The sequence below is a fragment of the Pseudonocardia sp. genome, from assembly GCF_050246655.1.
In the GTDB taxonomy this organism is placed as follows: domain Bacteria; phylum Actinomycetota; class Actinomycetes; order Mycobacteriales; family Pseudonocardiaceae; genus Pseudonocardia.
In genome coordinates this window covers 16,789-30,058 of the sequence record NZ_JBFWVQ010000002.1, presented here as the reverse complement: position 1 = coordinate 30,058, position 13,270 = coordinate 16,789, and the positions used below count along the sequence as shown (strand labels likewise).

Here is a 13,270-nt window from a genome sequence, read left to right as displayed (position 1 = left end):
GGCGCGGACAAGGAGGTTCAGCGACGTGACCATCGAGACCCCGCCGGGCTCGCGATCCCCCAGCTCGGAGGATTGGCAGACGGTCCAGGCGAGCCCCGAGTTCGCCGAGCTGCGCGGCCGGCTGCGCCGGTTCGTCTTCCCCGTCACCGCCCTCTTCCTCGGCTGGTACGCGCTCTACGTGCTCCTCGCGACCTACGCGGCGGGCTTCATGAGCATCCCGCTGTGGGGCAACATCAACGTCGGCCTGGTGATGGGCCTGCTCCAGTTCGTCTCGACGTTCGCGATCACCGCCTGGTACGTGCGCTTCGCCGACCGTCGCCTCGACCCCCTGTCGAGCAGCCTGCGCGAGCGCCTGGAGGGTGAGAAGTGACCACGCAGACCGTCCTCGCCCAGGGCATCGTCGCGAGCAGCCCGATCCTCAACATCTCGATCTTCGGCCTCTTCGTCGTCGCCACCCTCGCCATCGTGGTGCGGGTGAGCAGGCGCGCATCCAGCGGCGCCTCGGACTTCTTCACCGCGGGCGGCGGCTTCTCCGGCCCCCAGAACGGGGTCGCCATCTCCGGCGACTACCTGTCCGCCGCGTCGTTCCTCGGCATCGCGGGTGCCATCGCCATCAACGGCTACGACGGCTTCCTCTACTCCGTCGGCTTCCTCGTCGCATGGCTCGTCGCGCTGCTGCTGGTCGCTGAGCTGCTGCGCAACACCGGCAAGTACACGATGGGCGACGTGCTGGCGTTCCGCATGCGCCAGCGCCCCGTCCGCGCCGCCGCGGCCACGTCGACCCTCGCCGTGTCGTTCTTCTACCTGCTCGCGCAGATGGCGGGCGCGGGCGGCCTCGTCGCGCTGCTGCTCAACGTCACGAGCAAGGCGCAGCAGGGCATCGTCATCGCGATCGTCGGCGTCGTGATGATCGCCTACGTGCTCATCGGCGGCATGCGCGGCACCACCTGGGTGCAGATCATCAAGGCCGTCCTGCTCATCAGCGGTGCCGGGATCATGACGCTGTGGGTGCTCGCGCTGTTCGGGTTCAACCTCTCGGCGGTGCTCGGCGCGGCCGTCGACCGCGCCGGCGACGCAGGCCAGGCGCTGCTCAGCCCGGGCAAGCAGTACGGCAAGTCCGAGCTCTCCAAGCTCGACTTCCTCTCCCTCGCCCTCGCCCTCGTGCTCGGCACCGCTGGCCTGCCGCACATCCTCATGCGCTTCTACACCGTGCCCACGGCCAAGGAGGCCCGCCGCTCGGTGGTGTGGGCGATCTGGCTGATCGGCCTGTTCTACCTGTTCACCCTGGTGCTGGGCTACGGCGCGGGTGCGCTCGTCGGCTCCGACGTCATCAAGAAGGCCCCGGGGGCGGCCAACTCTGCCGCGCCGCTGCTCGCCTTCGAGCTCGGTGGACCGCTCCTGCTGGGGATCATCGCCGCGGTCGCGTTCGCGACGATCCTCGCCGTCGTCGCCGGGCTCACGATCACCGCGTCGGCGTCGTTCGCCCACGACATCTACGTCAACGTGATCAAGCGGGGCAACGTCGAGGACCCGAACGCCGAGGTGCGGGTCGCGCGGATCACCGCCGTCGTCATCGGCGTGGTCGCGATCGCGGGCGGCATCCTCGCCAACGGCCAGAACATCGCCTTCCTCGTCGCACTGGCCTTCGCCGTCGCGGCCTCGGCGAACCTGCCGACGATCCTCTACTCGCTGTTCTGGAAGCGGTTCAACACCACCGGTGCGCTGTTCAGCATCTACGGCGGCCTGTTCGTCACCGTGGTGCTGATCGTGTTCTCGCCGGTCGTGTCCGGCAAGCCGGTCGACCCGGTGACCGGGCGCAGCCCGTCGATGCTGCAGGGCGTGGACTTCCACTGGTTCCCGCTGGACAACCCGGGCATCATCTCGATCCCGCTGTCCTTCCTGCTCGGCGCGATCGGCGCCTGGATCGGCCGCCGGGACGCGGGCGATGCCGCCAAGTACGCCGAGATGGAGGTCCGTTCCCTCACCGGAGCGGGGGCGGAGAAGGCCGTCGCGCACTGACCTCTCGCCGGCCCTGAAGCCGGGAGCCCCCGCCCGGACCGGGCGGGGGCTCCCGCACGTCCCGCCCGTCGGCGGCCGGCACGCGGCCGGGGCGCTCCGGCGGATTCCGCAACTCGCCCTGGCGGAACGCGCAACTCGCGGGGCTACGGCCGAAACCGGCCGGCCGCGACGTCGGCGTGGAACGCCTCCACCAGCGCGTTGAACAGGGCGGGCTCCTCCAGGTTGGTGAGGTGCCCCGAGTTCGGCAGCACCGCGAGGCGCGCGCCCGGGATCGTGCGCCGCAGCATGAGCGTGGCGTCGAGCGCGTCGTCGTCACGGTCGCCGACGACGAGCAGCACCGGCACCCGCACGGCCGCCAGCTCGGCGCGCAGCCCGTACAGCGACGGCCGCGCCGCCTGGACGCCGCGCAGCGTCAGCGCGGCGCCGACGCGATCGTGCTCGGCGAGGACGCGCAGGTGCTCGGCGTGGCCGTCCGGGTCCTTCTCCCGCAGCGGCTGCCGCGCGGGCGAGTGGCCGTAGTCGGCCGTGACGGCGGCGGCGCCCTCGTCGCGGTAGCGGTCGGCCAGCGCGAGGAACGCCGCCCGGGCCTGCGCGGCGACGTCCGGGTGGGCGCCGTAGCCGCAGCCCGCCACGACGGCCGAGCGCACGCGCTCCGGGTGGCGCAGGCACAGGTGCAGCGCGCAGAAGCCGCCCATCGAGTTCCCGACGACGTGCGCGGTGTCCACCCCGGCCGCGTCGAGCACGGCCACGGCGTCCGCCACCGCGCGATCCTGGGAGTACGCGCCCGGATCGGTCGGGACGCCCGAGGGCGGGTAGCCGCGGGCGTCGTGGACCAGGCAGCGGTGGCGCCGCGCGAAGTGGGCGATCTGAGGTCGCCACGAGCGGGAGTCCCCGCCGAACTCGTGCACGAACAGCACCGGGGCGCCACTGCCGGTCTCGCGCCAGTGCAGCGCGACGCCGTCGTCGGTCGTCGTGTACGGCACAGAGCCGATCCTTGCCGATCCAGGCCTGATCCCCGCCGATCCCCGCCGATCCGTCGCGGAGTGTGACGGGACCGGCTTCCGATCCGCGGGCCATCCGCGGGCCGGGCAGGCACCATGGGCCGGGTGCTCGTCGACGAGGGGGCCGTGATCCGGGCCCGCACCGCCGTCGCCGTCGTGTTCGTCGCGAACGGGACGCTGTTCGCGTCGATCTTCGCCCGCACGCCGGCGTTGCGGGACGCGTTCGGGCTGAGCCCCGCGGGCCTGGGGCTGCTCCTGCTGTGCCTGTCCGCCGGCTCGGTGATCGGGCTGCCGCTGTCGGGGGTCGTCGTGGGCCGGATCGGCGCGGCCCGGGCGGTCGTGGCGGCGATGGCGACGTCGGTCGCCGGGATGGTCGCGCTCGCCGCAGCGCTCGGCGCGGGCCAGGAGGCCGCGGCGGGTGCGGCGCTGTTCCTCGTCGGCCTGGGCGCGGGGGTGTGGGACGTCGCGATGAACGTCGAGGGGGCGGCCGTGGAGCGGGCGCTCGCGCGCCCGTTCATGCCGCGTCTGCACGCCGGGTTCAGCCTCGGCGCGGTGGCCGGGGCCGGGATCGCGGCGGCGTGCGCGGGGCTGGGTGTCTCGTTCGCGGCGCAGCTCGTCGGGGTGGCGGTGCTGGTCGCCGCCGTGGTGGTGCCCGCGGTGCGCGCGTTCCTGCCCGCCGATCCCGGCGAGGAGCACGCGGGCCCGCGCGCGGTCCTCGCCGCCTGGCGGGATCCGCGCACGCTGCTCGTGGGCGTGCTGGTGCTGTCGTCCGCGTTCACCGAGGGGACCGCCTACGACTGGTCGGCCGTCGCGTTCGTCGACGGGCACGGCGCCGCCCAGGCCGTGGGCGCCCTGGGCTACGGCCTCTTCATGACGTCGATGACCGCCGCGCGGGTGTGGGGCGGGGCGCTCCTGACCCGGTTCGGGCGGGTGGCGGTGCTGCGCGCGTTCGTGCTGCTCGCCCTCGTGGGGCTGCTCGTCGTCGTCTTCGGCTCGGGGACGGGCTGGGCGCTCGCCGGGGCCGCGCTGTGGGGTGCGGGCGCCGCGCTGGGCTTCCCGGTGGGGATGAGCGCCGCGGCCGACGACCCCCGCCGCGCGGCGGCGCGGGTGGCCGTGGTCAGCTCGATCGGCTACACCGCGTTCCTGGCGGGGCCGCCGCTGATCGGGCTGCTCGCCGAGCGCATCGGGATCCTGCACGCGCTGCTGGTGGTCGTGGTGGCGCTGGTGGTCGCGTTCGCCACCGCCGGGGCGACGCGCGAGCCGCAGCGGCCCGCCGCACCCGACTCATGATCACCACGGCCGGTGCGAAGCGCTCGTGGACGAGCGCCGTGCGCCTGCCGTGACGATCACTGCGGTGGGAACGCGATCTCTGGATCGGCCGGGTCCGTGCCGCCGCGCAGGAACTCGCACACGACGTCCACGGTCACCCCGCGCAGCGTCGCCGGCTCCCACCGCGGGGTGTCACGGTCGATCAGGCGGGCGCGCACGCCCTCGGCGAAGTCGGGCCACCGGGTGCAGGACCGGGTCAGCCGGTACTCCTGGCGCAGCGCCTCGGGCAGCGAGAGGGTCCGCGCGGACCGCACCGCGCGCAGCGTCATCACCAGGGCGAGCGGGGCGCCGGTGAGGACCTGCTCGGCGGTGGGGGCGTGCCCGGCGCCGCGCAGCAGGTCCACGATCTCGGTGACGGTGTCGCCGGCGTAGCAGCCGTCGATCCACGGGCGGTCCGCCACCAGCGCGGACGGGCCGGGATCGGTGGCGAACCCGCGGACGGTCTCCTCGACGCAGCCCGGCCCCCCGGTCACGGCCGTCAGCGCCGCCACCAGTTCCGGAAGGCGGCCGGAGGGCACGTGGACGTCGGCCAGCCCGCACGCGATCGCGTCCGCTGCGCGCAGCCGCGCGCCCGTGAGCGCCGCGTGCGTGCCCAGCTCCCCGGGCGCCCGCGCGAGCAGCCACGTGCCGCCGACGTCGGGCACGTAGCCGATCGAGCACTCCGGCATCGCGAGCACCGTCCGCTCGGTGACCACCCGGACGCCGCCGTGCGCCGACAGCCCCACGCCGCCGCCCATCACCACGCCGTCCATCAGCGCGACGTACGGCTTGGGGTAGCGGGCGATCCCCGCGTCGAGCGCGTACTCCTCGGCGAGCAGGGTCGCGAACTCGTGCCCGCCGGAGCGCACGTCGTCATACATGAACCGGACGTCGCCGCCCGCGCACAACCCCTTCGGGCCCGCGCCGTCGAGCACCACCACGGCGACGGCGTCGTCGCGCTCCCACTCCGCGAGTGCCGCGGTGAGGGCGCGGATCATGGGCAGGTCCAGGGCGTTGAGGGCGGCCGGACGGTTGAGGGTGAGCCGCCCGGCCGCGCCCTGCACCCGCGCGAGGACCGTCGCCGTCACGCGAGCGCCCGCGGCAGCTCGTCGGCCGCCTCCAGCAGGCTCGGCCCGTACCAGGTGAGCAACCTGCCGCTGACCAGCGCCGACGGTGCCGCGAACGCCTCGGGACCGTCCTGTGCGGTGAACAGGTACGGCTCGTCGGGCAGCACGACGAGGTCGTGCTCGGGAAGGTCGGCCGGGTCGAAGCGCGGGTAGCGCTGCGGCGAGTCCGCCAGGACGTTGTCCACCCCCAGGCGCGCGAGCACCGCGCCGGTGAACGTGTCGCTGCCCACCGCCATCCAGGGCTTGCGCCAGATCGGCACCACACCGCGGCGGCGGACGGCGGGCTCGGGCAGCGCCGCCCATGCCGCGCGGGCCGCGGCCAGCCATGCCGGCTCGCCCAGCCCGCAGGCTGCGAGCATCCGGCGCAGCGACGCGAACGCGCCGTCCACCGTGCGGATGTCGGTGACGTACACCGCGAGGCCCGCGCCGCGCAGCGCGTCCAGCTCCGGCGGGCGGTTCTCCTCGTGGTTGGCGAGCACGAGGTCGGGCGCCAGCTCGACGATCCGCTCGACGTCCGGGTTCTTCGTCCCCCGCACCCGGACGACGTCCAGGTCCGCGGGGTGCGTGCACCAGTCCGTGGCGCCGACGAGCAGCTCCGGGGCGGTCGCCGCGACGGCCTCGGTGAGCGACGGCACGATCGACACGACCCGCCGCACCCGCGCGGGCACCGCCACCGCGCGCCCCTCGTCGTCGCCGACCGCCTGCACGATCACGGCCTCGACACTAGCCCCGCCCGGCCCTTTCACGGCGCCGCGCGGGGCGGCTAGGGTCCGCGCGTGGCGGACCTCGAAGTGGGGGCCGTGCTCGGGGGGCTGCGCATCGACGGCGTCGCCGGGCAGGGCGGGATGGGCGTGGTGTACAAGGCCACGCAGCTGGCGCTGAACCGCGCGGTGGCCGTCAAGGTGGTCGCACCCGCGCTCGCGGACGACCCCGAGTTCCGTGAGCGGTTCAAGCGCGAGTCCGAGCTGGCCGCCTCCATCGACCACCCGCACGTCGTACCCGTGCTCCACGCGGGGGAGGAGGACGGGCGGCTCTACGTCGCCATGAGGTTCGTCGAGGGCACCGACCTGCGACAGATGATCGTCCGCGACGGCCGGATCGCCCCCGTCCTGGCGGCCACGATCATCGACCAGGTCGCGGGCGCCCTGGACGCCGCGCACGCCCGCGGCCTCGTGCACCGCGACGTCAAGCCCGCGAATATCCTCATCGCCGAGCGCCCCGACGGTTCCACGGGCCCGGCCGTGCACGCCTACCTCACCGACTTCGGGCTCACCAAGCAGACGACCGGGGCGGACGGGCTCACCCGCGCCGGCACCGTCCTCGGGACGATGGACTACATCTCCCCGGAGCAGCTCGAGGGGCGGGCGGTGGACGCCCGTGCGGACGTCTACGCGCTCGGCTGCGTCTTCTACCAGGCCCTCACCGGGCGCGTGCCGTTCCCCCGCGACACCGACGCCGCGAAGATGTGGGCGCACGTCCAGCAGCCGCCGCCGCGGTTGTCCGAGGTGGCGCCGGACCTGCCGCCTGAGCTGGACCCGGTGGTCCAGCGGGCGATGGCGAAGGACCCCGCCGACCGGTTCCCCACGGCGGGGGAGTTCGGTCGGGCCGCCCTGGCCGCCGCGACCGGCCGCGCGCTCACCGCCCCCGTCGGCTGGCCACCGACGACGGGGAGCGCCCCGACGGCATTCGTGGTCCACCACGCGCCCCACCTGACACCCCACCCGTCGGGCCCGCACTCGGGTCCCCAGCACGTCGCCCCGCTCGCCGCGGCCACGCGGTGGGCCCCTCCGCCGCAGGCGCCGGCGTGGCCGCCCGGCCCGCCGAGCCACCCCGGCGGCCCCCCACCGAAGCGCAGCTCGGCGCCGCTCGTGATCGGTGCCGTCGCCGTGGTGGCGGTGCTCGCGCTGATCGGCGGCGTCGTGGCGCTCGTGTCCCGCGGGGAGGAGCCGCCCCCGCCACCCCCCGCCGTCGCGGGCGCGCTGATCGGCTCGCCCATCCCGGTCGGTCCCGAACCGCTCGACATCGAGGACGGCGCAGGCTTCCTCTGGACGGCCAACAGCGGCGCCGACACGATATCCAAGATCACCCCGTCGACCGGGCGCAGCGAGCAGATCACCGTCGGCGGCGTGCCGATCCAGCTCGGTGTCGACCAGGGCGCCGTCTGGGTCTGGAACTACTCGGACTCGATCACCCGCGTCGACATCGCGACCGGCCAGGTCAGCGACCCCATCACCACCGGGACGGCCACCATCAGCGGCATCGCCGTCGGCGGGGGCTACGTGTGGGTGAGCCACGAGAACGAGGGCACGATCAGCCGCGTCAACATGCAGACGCTGCAGGTCGAGGGCGAGTCGGCGAAGGTCGGGGACAAGCCGGTGTCGATGATCTACGACGCGGGCCTGCTCTACGTGGTCAACACCGCGGACCGCACGATCAGCACCGTGGACGGCACCTCGGGGCAGGTCCTCGGCACGCCGCTGGCCGTAGACCAGGCCGAGGGCGGCATCCTCGCCGACGACGGGGTGCTCTACGTCGGCACGGTCGACGACGTCACGCCCGTGGACCGCCGCTCCTTCGTGATCGGCAGGCCGATCCCCGTCAAGGGCGGGAGCCTGTTCGCGATCCGCGACGGCGCCGCGTGGATCACCTACCCGTTCGAGAACCAGCTGCGGCGCATCGACATCACGACGCTGACCGACCGCGGCACCGCCGTGAACGGCGTCGGCAAGGGGGCGGGCGACATCCACATCGACCCCGAGGGCACGGTGTGGATCACCAACGCCGACGACGACACGGTGGTGCGGGTGAAGCCGGGCTGACCTTCCGGTCACCAGGTCTTCGCGAGCTGCCGGGGCACCCCGCGTCCCCGAGCGCGCGAACGGCACGTACGGGAAATAGGTCTTCCCATCCGTCCCGTTCGCGGCGGGGTCACCAGGTCTTCGCGAGCTCCCGTGCCCGCGCGTGGGCGGCCTGGCGGCCGCACTCGGCGTCCGCCGTGGCGAGGTTGGGCCGGAAGTGGATCTCCTCGACGTCCGCGACACCGGCCCAGTGCAGCCAGTCCGTGAAGAACGTGGCCTGGAAGTCGGTGCCGAACGCGGGGCCGCGCCCGTCGCCGTACACGGCGCTCGTGTAGACGACCACGGCCTTCTTGCCCCGCAGCAGCCCGGTGTAGCCGGCCTCGGGGTCGAATCCGAACACCATGCCGGGCTGGCTGATCACGTCGATCAGCTGCTTGAGCACGTACGGGATGCCGGCGTTCCACATCGGGACGCCGAACAGGTAGCGGTCCGCGGCGTCGAAGCGGCGGAACTCCGCGGTCGCGGCGTCCCAGGCCTGCGCGGCCTCGCCGCGGGGCTCCTGCCCGGCGAAGACGGCCATCTTCGCCGCGGCGGCCGGAGGGCCGAACGCCGGCAGCGTGCCGTCCCAGAGATCGCGGTGGACGATCTCGGCGTCGGGGTGGACCTCCGCCCAGGTGTCCAGGAAGGTCCGGGCGATCGCGAGGGACTCGGAGGCGTCGCCCCGGGGTGAGGCGGAGATGTGCACAAGGGTCATGGCGGGCTCCTTCGTAAGTGCGTGCGCACGCACAGAATAGTCAAAGTGCGTGCGCACGCACAAGCGTCTAGCATTCCGGCGTGACCGACGACGGCGTGGCGACCTGGTCCGCCCTGCTCCGCGCACATGCCGCGGTGCTGCGCGAGCTGGAGCAGGAGATGCAGAAGGCCCAGAACCTGCCACTGACCTGGTACGACGTGCTGCTGGAGCTCAACGCCGCGCCGGAGCGCCGCCTGCGGATGCAGGAGCTCGGGGAGCGTACGGTGCTCTCCCGCACGCGGGTGAGCCGGCTGGTGGACGAGCTGGCCCGCGCCGGGTACGTCCGGCGCGAGCAGGTGGAGGGCGACCGGCGGGGCAGCTGGGCGGTGCTCACCCCGGAGGGCCGCGAGCGGCTGCGTGCCGCTGCCCCCGGCTACCTGGACGGCATCGCCCGCCACTTCGCGGACCACCTCACGCCCGAGGAGCAGGCGTCGATCACCGCCGGGCTCACGCGCGTGATCGAGGCCCACCGCCCCGGCCGCTGAGCGCGTGGCGCCGGCGCGTACCCGCCCGCGCCGTGCCCCACCAGTGCGCGCTGCCGTGCCCCACCAGTGCGCGCTGCCGTGCCCCACCAGTGCGCGCCGCCGTGCCCCACCAGTGCGCGCTGCCGTGCCCCACCAGTGCGCGCCGCCGTGCCCCACCAGTGCGCGCTGCCGCCCCCACCAGTGCGCGCGAACGGCACGTACGGGAAATAGGTCTTCCCGTACGTGCCGTTCGCGCAGAGGGGACCGGGCGAGGGCGCGGCGCGAGGGGGCCGGGCGAGGGCGCGGCGCGAGGGGGCCGGGCGAGGGGTGCGGCGTGCGACGGGAGCGCGAGCCGCAGCCCCTTACATGTTGCGCCGGTACTGCCCCCCGACCTCGAAGAACGCCTCGGTCAGCTGGCCCAGCGAGCACACCCGCGCGGCGCGCATCAGCTCGTCGAACACGTTGCCGTCGGTCTGGGCGACGTCCTGCAGCCGCCGGACCGCCTCCTGCGCCTCGCCGGCGTGCCGGGCCTGGAAGTCCGCCAGCCGCTCGAGCTGGGACTCCTTCTCCGCCTCGGTGGCCCGCGCCAGCTCGATCTCCTTCGGCGCGTCGTCGGTCTCCGGGGCGAGGAAGGTGTTGACGCCGATGATCGGCAGCGAGCCGTCGTGCTTGCGGTGCTCGTAGAGGAGCGACTCGTCCTGGATCTTGCCGCGCTGGTACCCGGTCTCCATCGCGCCCAGCACGCCCCCGCGGGCGGCGATCGCGTCGAACTCGCGCAGCACCGCCTCCTCGACGAGGTCGGTGAGCTCGTCGATGACGAACGAGCCCTGCAGCGGGTTCTCGTTCATCGACAGGCCCCACTCGCGGTTGATGATCAGCTGGATCGCCATCGCCCGGCGCACCGACGCCTCGGTCGGCGTCGTCACGGCCTCGTCGTAGGCGTTGGTGTGCAACGAGTTCGCGTTGTCGTAGAGCGCGCACAGCGCCTGCAGCGTGGTGCGGATGTCGTTGAAGTCCATCTCCTGCGCGTGCAGCGACCGGCCGGACGTCTGCACGTGGTACTTGAGCTTCTGCGACCGCTCGTTCGCCCCGTAGCGCTCCTTCATCGCCACGGCCCAGATCCGCCGCGCCACCCGCCCGATGACGGAGTACTCGGCGTCCATGCCGTTGGAGAAGAAGAACGACAGGTTCGGCGCGAAGTCGTCGATGTCCATCCCGCGCGCGAGGTAGCTCTCCACGTAGGTGAAGCCGTTGGCGAGGGTGAAGGCGAGCTGGCTGATGGGGTTCGCGCCGGCCTCGGCGATGTGGTAGCCGGAGATCGAGACCGAGTAGAAGTTGCGGACCTTGTGGCGGATGAACCACTCCTGGATGTCGGCCATCATCCGCAGGCTGAACTCGGTGGAGAAGATGCAGGTGTTCTGGCCCTGGTCCTCCTTGAGGATGTCGGCCTGCACCGTGCCGCGCACGTTCGCGAACGCGAACGCGGTGAGCTCCGCCCGCTCGGTCTCCGACGGCTCGCGCCCATGCGCCTCCCGGAACTTCGCCACCTGCTGGTCGACGGCGGCGTTGAGGTAGAACGCGAGGATCGTCGGGGCCGGACCGTTGATCGTCATGGAGACCGACGTGGTGGGCGAGCAGAGGTCGAAGCCCTTGTAGAGCTCCCGCATGTCGTCGATCGTCGCGATCGAGACGCCGGACGTGCCGACCTTGCCGTAGACGTCGGGCGGCGTGGCCGGGTCGCGGCCGTAGAGCGTCACGGAGTCGAACGCGGTGGACAGCCGCTTGGCCTCGGAGTGCTCGGACAGGTAGTGGAAGCGGCGGTTGGTGCGGAACGCGTCGCCCTCGCCCGCGAACATGCGCGCGGGGTCCTCGTTGTCCCGCTTGAACGCGAACACCCCGGCCGTGTACGGGAACTTCCCGGGCAGGCTCTCCGTGCGCAGGAAGCGCAGGAGCTCGGCGTCCTCGGTGAACCGCGGCAGCGCGACGCGCCGGACCTTCGAGCCGGACAGCGTCTCCCGGGTCAGCTGCGTGCGGATCTCCCTGTCCCGGACGTGCACGACCATCTCGTCGCCCGAGTACGCCTCGACCCACTCCGGCCATTCGATGTCGAGGAGCGCGGCCGCCTCGGGGTCGAGCTCCTTCTCCGCCCGCGCGACCAGCTCCGGCAGCCCGCCGGCGTCGGCCTCGGCCGCCTCCAGCGCGGCCGCGGCGGTGCGCAGGTGCTGGCGCGTGCGGGCGGCCTCGACCAGCTCGGCGGTCCGCTCGTGGTAGCCGCGGACGGTGTCGGCGATGTCGGCGAGGTAGCGCGCGCGGTTCGACGGGATGGCGCTCGCGTGCTCGACCGAGGTGCGCCGGTCGGTGCGGGCCAGGCGCCCGCCGTGGGTGACCAGGCCGCTCTTCCCGAGCAGCGCCACGAGGTGCTGGTAGAGCGCGGTGACGCCCTCGTCGTTGAACCGGGCGGCGCTCGTGCCGAAGACGGGCATGTCCTGCCACTTCGCGCCGAACGCGTCGCGGTTGCGCACGAGCTGGCGCGAGACGTCCCGGCGGGCGTCCTCGGCACCCTGGCGCTCGAACTTGTTGATCGCCACGGCGTCGGCGAAGTCCAGCATGTCGATCTTCTCGAGCTGCGACGCGGCGCCGAACTCGGGCGTCATCACGTACAGCGAGTGATCGACGAACGGCACGATCCCGGCGTCACCCTGGCCGATGCCGGGGGTCTCGACGATCACCAGGTCGAACCCGGCCGCGCGGAGCACCGCGATGGCGTCGCCGAGGTTCTCGGGCAGCCCGCCGCCGTTGCCGTGCGGGATGGTCGACTCCCGCCCGGGCTGCGCTCCTCGGTCGCCGGCGCTCCCTGCGATGCTCGCCCGGCCTCCGCCTCCGCGGGTGGCCAGCGAGCGGAAGTAGACGGACTGGCTCGACAGCGCGTTCATCCGGATGCGGTCGCCGAGCAGGGCGCCGCCGCCGCGGCGCCGGGTGGGGTCGACGGCGAGGACGGCGATGCGCAGCTTGTCCTCCTGGTCCAGGCGGAAGCGGCGGACCAGCTCGTCGGTCAGGCTGGACTTGCCGGACCCGCCGGTGCCGGTGATGCCGAGGACGGGCACGCGCCGGCGCGGGGTGAGGTCCACGTCCGCCGGGAGCCGACCGGTCTCGGCGAGGGTGAGCGTGCGGGCGAGCGTCGCGTGGTCGCCGGTGTAGAGGCCGTCGAACGAGGTGGGCGGCTGCACCGCCAGGTCGACGTCGCACTCCCGGATCATGATGTTGATCATCCCGGGGAGGCCGAGGTGCTGGCCGTCGCCGGGGGAGAAGATGCGCGCGACGCCGCGTGAGTGCAGCAGCTCGATCTCGCGCGGGACGATGACGCCGCCGCCACCGCCGTAGACCTTCACGTGGCCCGCGCCGCGCTCGCGCAGCAGCTCCACGAGGTAGGTGAAGTACTCGACGTGCCCGCCCTGGTAGGAGCTGATCGCCACGCCCTGCACGTCCTCCTGGATGGCGGCCGTGACGACCTCGTCCACCGAGCGGTTGTGGCCGAGGTGGATCACCTCCGCCCCCTGGCGCTGCAGGATGCGCCGCATGATGTTGATCGCGGCGTCGTGACCGTCGAACAGGCTCGCCGCCGTGACGAACCGGACGGGGTGGGCGGGCACGTGCAGGCTCATCGCAGCTCCCTCGTTGGGCTCCGATTTAGTTTGGCATCCTACTATCGGAAGCGAAAGCGTTTCCAGGTGTGACATCCGCAGCGACGGCCTGCGAGGCC

10 protein-coding genes are annotated in these 13,270 nt (G+C 73.4%); 5 read left to right on the top strand and 5 right to left on the bottom strand.

Annotation, left to right across the window (positions count from 1 at the left end; translation table 11 throughout):
- Positions 1-25 precede the first annotated feature (25 nt).
- Both AB7J25_RS00945 and AB7J25_RS00940 read left to right on the top strand, forming a co-directional pair.
- Positions 26-370, top strand: coding sequence for a DUF485 domain-containing protein (locus tag AB7J25_RS00945; protein WP_428503934.1), 345 nt, complete (start codon positions 26-28; stop codon positions 368-370).
- Positions 367-2,019, top strand: a complete 1,653-nt coding sequence (locus tag AB7J25_RS00940) for a solute symporter family protein (RefSeq protein ID WP_428503932.1) — start codon at positions 367-369, stop codon at positions 2,017-2,019. The genes AB7J25_RS00945 and AB7J25_RS00940 overlap by 4 nt, the downstream gene beginning before the upstream one ends.
- Positions 2,020-2,162: 143 nt before the next feature.
- On the opposite strand, the gene AB7J25_RS00935 is transcribed toward AB7J25_RS00940, so the two are convergent.
- A complete protein-coding gene (locus AB7J25_RS00935; protein WP_428503930.1) occupies positions 2,163-3,002 on the bottom strand; it encodes an alpha/beta fold hydrolase in 840 nt (279 codons plus the stop codon).
- 123 nt (positions 3,003-3,125) lie between these two features.
- Between AB7J25_RS00935 and AB7J25_RS00930 the strand changes: the two genes are divergently transcribed.
- A complete protein-coding gene (locus AB7J25_RS00930) occupies positions 3,126-4,310 on the top strand; it encodes an MFS transporter (RefSeq protein WP_428503928.1) in 1,185 nt (394 codons plus the stop codon).
- Between the two features lie 56 nt (positions 4,311-4,366).
- On the opposite strand, the gene AB7J25_RS00925 is transcribed toward AB7J25_RS00930, so the two are convergent.
- Both AB7J25_RS00925 and AB7J25_RS00920 read right to left on the bottom strand, forming a co-directional pair.
- Complete coding sequence (locus AB7J25_RS00925) at positions 4,367-5,416, bottom strand: enoyl-CoA hydratase/isomerase family protein (protein WP_428503926.1); 1,050 nt, start codon at positions 5,414-5,416, stop codon at positions 4,367-4,369.
- Positions 5,413-6,162, bottom strand: a complete 750-nt coding sequence (locus AB7J25_RS00920; protein WP_428504134.1) for a helical backbone metal receptor — start codon at positions 6,160-6,162, stop codon at positions 5,413-5,415. Before AB7J25_RS00920 ends, AB7J25_RS00925 begins: the two co-directional genes overlap by 4 nt.
- 69 nt (positions 6,163-6,231) lie before the next feature.
- Between AB7J25_RS00920 and AB7J25_RS00915 the strand changes: the two genes are divergently transcribed.
- Complete coding sequence (locus AB7J25_RS00915) at positions 6,232-8,274, top strand: protein kinase domain-containing protein (protein ID WP_428503924.1); 2,043 nt, start codon at positions 6,232-6,234, stop codon at positions 8,272-8,274.
- 109 nt (positions 8,275-8,383) lie between these two features.
- Here AB7J25_RS00915 and AB7J25_RS00910 read toward each other — a convergent pair whose 3' ends face one another.
- Positions 8,384-9,007 (bottom strand): FMN-dependent NADH-azoreductase, encoded by a 624-nt coding sequence (locus tag AB7J25_RS00910; protein ID WP_428503922.1) that lies wholly within the window; start codon positions 9,005-9,007, stop codon positions 8,384-8,386.
- Between the two features lie 80 nt (positions 9,008-9,087).
- Here AB7J25_RS00910 and AB7J25_RS00905 point away from each other — a divergent pair, with 80 nt between their 5' ends.
- On the top strand, positions 9,088-9,531 hold the full coding sequence (locus AB7J25_RS00905; protein ID WP_428503920.1) for a MarR family winged helix-turn-helix transcriptional regulator: 444 nt from the start codon (positions 9,088-9,090) through the stop codon (positions 9,529-9,531).
- Positions 9,532-9,872: 341 nt separating this feature from the next.
- On the opposite strand, the gene AB7J25_RS00900 is transcribed toward AB7J25_RS00905, so the two are convergent.
- Positions 9,873-13,172 carry a methylmalonyl-CoA mutase family protein gene (locus AB7J25_RS00900; RefSeq protein ID WP_428503918.1) on the bottom strand — a complete coding sequence of 1,100 codons (3,300 nt, stop codon included), beginning with the start codon at positions 13,170-13,172 and terminating at the stop codon, positions 9,873-9,875.
- Between the last annotated feature and the right edge of the window lie 98 nt (positions 13,173-13,270).

Coding starts and splice junctions, on each gene's coding strand:
- AB7J25_RS00910 (WP_428503922.1), bottom strand. CDS start 9,007: ATGACCCTTGTGCACATCTCCGCCTCACCCCGGGGCGACGCCTCCGAG.
- AB7J25_RS00900 (WP_428503918.1), bottom strand. CDS start 13,172: ATGAGCCTGCACGTGCCCGCCCACCCCGTCCGGTTCGTCACGGCGGCG.